At 46.7% G+C, this 4,189-nt stretch carries 3 protein-coding genes; 2 read left to right on the forward strand and 1 reads right to left on the reverse strand.

Annotation, left to right across the window (positions count from 1 at the left end):
* A partial coding sequence (locus VIN08_RS15550; RefSeq protein ID WP_331966931.1) for a response regulator occupies positions 1–281 on the reverse strand: 281 nt, incomplete at its 3' end.
* A 173-nt stretch (positions 282–454) separates the two neighbouring features.
* Between VIN08_RS15550 and VIN08_RS15555 the strand changes: the two genes are divergently transcribed.
* Positions 455–1,855 (forward strand): TolC family protein, encoded by a 1,401-nt coding sequence (locus VIN08_RS15555; protein ID WP_331966933.1) that lies wholly within the window; start codon positions 455–457, stop codon positions 1,853–1,855.
* A 15-nt stretch (positions 1,856–1,870) separates the two neighbouring features.
* A partial coding sequence (locus VIN08_RS15560) for an efflux RND transporter permease subunit (RefSeq protein ID WP_331966935.1) occupies positions 1,871–4,189 on the forward strand: 2,319 nt, incomplete at its 3' end.

A 4,189-nucleotide genomic window follows, 5' to 3' on the forward strand; every position in this document is an offset into this window, starting at 1 on the left:
CCTATTTCCAGGCTTTTGATTTTGTCTTCCACAGCATCGCGTGCAGAGATAATGATTATACCGGCAGAAGCCTTGATCTTTTTCAAGGCCTCAATAATATCGAAGCCTATACCATCGGGTAAATTTATATCGACTATAACACAGTCGTAAGTATATAGATTGATCCTTTCAACCGCTGATTGATAATCAAACGACATCTCGGTGACAAAGCCATCTTTGGTAAGATGTGCTGCTATGCCTTCGGCCAAACCCTTTTCATCTTCAACGATCAGAACTTTCAAGGCTCCTCCTGATTTTTTTGTAAACCAAAGATACAATACAGATTCTGGAAATATTCTGGACGCTTTCCGCGGTGCCAATAAGCTTCCTGATTTTTTGATGCAGCCTGCATTTCCAACATTTTTCCAGAATCGCCTCCTAGTATTGCTGCAGAATTTCAATAAACCGTGTTGAGATGAAAACAAGAGGCCGATATTTGCCATATATAGCAGCAGGTGTAATGCTAACGATGTTCAGTACATCGTGCATCTATGCGCAGCAAAAGAATCTTCCTGAAATATTGGAGACCAGCGTGCAGCAATACCCGTTGCTGAAAGCACGCGCTGCAGAAGTAAACAGCGCTGCCCAGGATGTGAAGGTAAGCTCCAGCGAATATATACCGCGGCTTTCTGTGCAGCATCAGTATACATATTCTACAAACAACAGTGTTACAGGATCATTCTATCCGAATGGAGGAACGGTAATTTCTCCGTCAGGTGGCATTCGTGCTAATAATATATATGATGGTACGTTCGGCAGTTTTACTTCGGCTTTGCTTGAGTGGAACATTATCAACTTTGGCAAGGTATCTACCAACGTAAAGGCTGCACGCTACCAGCAGGATGTTGCAAAGGCTGCATACGAAAATGAAATATTCCAACATAAAGTGCGTGTATCCGATGCGTACCTGTTACTGCTCATCAGCAGTAAACTTGCCTTTATACAACAATCCAATCTGGAGCGCGCGCAACACTTTCGTGAGATAGTAGAGGCGGGTGTTCGCTCGGGTATGCGTCCCGGTGTAGATAGCGCCCTGGCGCATGCAGAATATACCAAAGCAAAATTACTGCTGATGGAGAGCGACCGTAACCAGCAGGCACAACAGTATAGATTGATGGAGCTTACCGGTATACTGGAAGAAACTCCGATAGCGATCGACAGCATGAAGTTTTATACTGCGCTACCGGAACGTGCCGATACAGCCGGTGTTAACTGGCGTGTAAACCCGGTGTTACGTCTTTACCGGGCAAGGTTAAGTACTACACAGGCAAGAAGTAAAGCGATTGGTCGCTCTTTTCTTCCTTCTGTTTCATTGGTGGGAGCAGCCTGGGCGCGTGGTTCGGGGGTAACAAACGATGATACCTATCGAACAGATTTTGCCAGTGGCACACGTTACCAGGTATATAATTACCTGGTGGGTATATCTACCCGCTGGACGTTGAGCGACTTTGTATCCATCCATCATCGCTATAAAAGCGAGCGCTATAAAATTACCCGTGATGAAGCGCTATACCAGGAGCAATCCATAAAAATACAGCGGCAATGGAAAGAAGCGTCTATGCAATACGATGTAGCGCTTGAGCAGGCACGAACAGCTCCTGTTCAACTGGAAGCTGCGCAGCAGGCATACTACCAGGCGAGTGCCCGCTATAAGAGTGGTCTTACCGATTTGCCCACACTGCTGCAAAGTATAGTAACCTTAAACAGAGCCGAGGCCGATGTAGCCATTGCCTATAGCAACGCATGGCGATCGCTCCTGATGGTTGCTGCTGCGCGTGGCGATATAGCGCTGTTTTTAAATGCTATTGGTAACTAGATAAATCAGAAAAGCATGTATCAACTTATTCGAAGTGCATTAAGGAATCCGATATCGGTGATGGTGGGAATTATAGCCATCGTGTTTTTCTCTATACTGGCCATGCGAAATATACCAGTGGATATTTTTCCGGATCTTGATCTGCCTACTATATATGTGGTGCAGCCCTATGGCGGCATGGCCCCTGACCAGATGGATGGTTTTATTACCACACGTTACCAGGATCACTTTCTCTATGTTTCGGGTATACGCGATGTGGAAGTGAAAACCATACAGGGTATGTCGTTGATCAAACTACAGTTTTATCCGGGCACGGATATGGCGCAGGCAGCGGCAGAAGTAGCGAACAATATATCAAGGGCGAAAGCCTATATGCCGGAGGGAACAGTGCCTCCGCAGGTTATTCGTTTTGATGCTAGCTCTGTGCCGGTAGGACAACTGGTCTTTTCAAGTGCGACCCGTTCGCTCAACGAGATCCAGGATTTTGCATCATCGCGTATACGCCCCATGTTCTCGAAGATTGAGGGTGTATCAAGCCCGCCACCGCTCGGAGGAAATCAACGTACTATTGTGATCAAGGTTGATCCGCAGCGACTGCGCAGCTATAAACTTACTCCGGAGGAGGTCATCAAATCTATAGGTGTAAACAACCAGCCATCGCCTGCAGGAAATATACGCATCGGTAATCGCACGTTAATGACACCGGTAAATTCACTCATCAACAAGCCGGAAGATTTTCTAAATATACCGGTACACGTAGGTGCAGGGCCAACGGTATTTATTCGCGATATAGGTACAGTGGAGGATGCAGCCGACATAACCGTAGGCTATGCGTTGGTGCAGGGCCGCAGGGCAGTATATATACCAGTTGTGAAAAAATCGGATGCCTCTACACTTTCGGTAGTAAATAATATACGCGAGTCGTTGCCGGTGTTGCAGAATGCTGTTCCTGAAGATGTAAAGATCTCGTACGAATTTGATCAGTCTACCTATGTAACCAACTCGTTAAAGAGCCTGGTAACAGAAGGAGCACTGGGTGCATTGCTCACCGGGTTAATGGTGCTGCTGTTTCTTCGCGACTGGCGAAGTGTTATTATCGTGGTAGTCACCATTCCTATATCTGTATTGAGTGCCATCATTCTGCTGCATCTCTTCGGACAAACTATTAATATCATGACGCTGAGCGGGCTTGCGCTCGCAGTAGGTATATTGGTCGATCAGGCTACGGTTACCATTGAAAATATACACCAGCATTTGGAGATGCGTAAACCCAAAGCACAAGCTATATGGGATGCCTGTAAAGAGATTGCTTTTCCTGAGCTGCTCATTTTGCTTTCTATACTCGCAGTGTTTGCGCCTGCTTTTGTTATGAGTGGTGTGCCGCGTTCTATGTTCCTGCCGCTTTCGCTGGCAGTGGGTTTTGCTATGACGGCTTCGTTTTTACTCTCACAAACTTTTGTGCCCGTATTATCCAACTGGCTGCTGAAGAGTCACGATCACTATCCGGAAGTTCCGGCACTGGCACTCGATCATGAAGAAGCTCAGGAAGTGATTGAAGAAGGAAAGCACCCGCATCGTGAAACCGGTTTTGATCGTTTCAAGCAGCGCTATATTTCCCTGCTCGAGCGCATCATCCATCGGAGAGGCTACTGGACAACGGTATACCTGGTTGCTTCGGTAGTAATTATAGGCGGTGCTTTTTACCTGATCGGAACGGATATACTTCCGAAAGCAAATAGCCACCAGTTTCAATTGCGTATTCGTGGTACCGATGGAACCCGGGTTGAGCGTACAGAAGAACTTACCTTGAAAGTATTGGATATCATCAAGGCAGATGCAGGAGCCGAGCATCTTGCTATATCTTCAGCATACGTGGGCAACGTACCAACCAGCTATGGTACTTCGCAGATATTTGTTTTCAACAGCGGGCCACACGAAGCTGTAATACAGGTATCGCTGCACGAAGATTATCCGGTAAAGATGGATGCGCTGAAAGAAAAATTACGGGCCCATATAACGAAAGATATACCGGCACTAAAAGTATCCTTTGAGCCCATCGAGCTGGTTGATAAAATTATGAGTCAGGGCGCTGCCACTCCGGTAGAAGTAAATATAGCGGCAAAAGATATTCGTGAAGCGGAGAAGTTTGCGCTGAAAATTATGGCGCACATGCAGCAGATTCCTTTTCTGCGTGATGTGCAGATAGCCCAGCCGTTGGCATATCCGATACTGCGCATTGATATGGATCGCGAGCGTGCCGGCCAGTTAGGTGTTACACCTACACAAGTAGCGAGGTCGCTGGTGGCAGCAACATCTTCAAGTCGTTTCACCGAT

Origin of the sequence: Ohtaekwangia sp., from assembly GCF_036568665.1 — a bacterium.
Taxonomy (GTDB): Bacteria; Bacteroidota; Bacteroidia; order Cytophagales; family Cyclobacteriaceae; genus Ohtaekwangia.

Bases quoted from the DNA above. Each gene is read 5' to 3' on its own strand.
- VIN08_RS15555 (WP_331966933.1), top strand. From the start codon at position 455: ATGAAAACAAGAGGCCGATATTTGCCATATATAGCAGCAGGTGTAATG.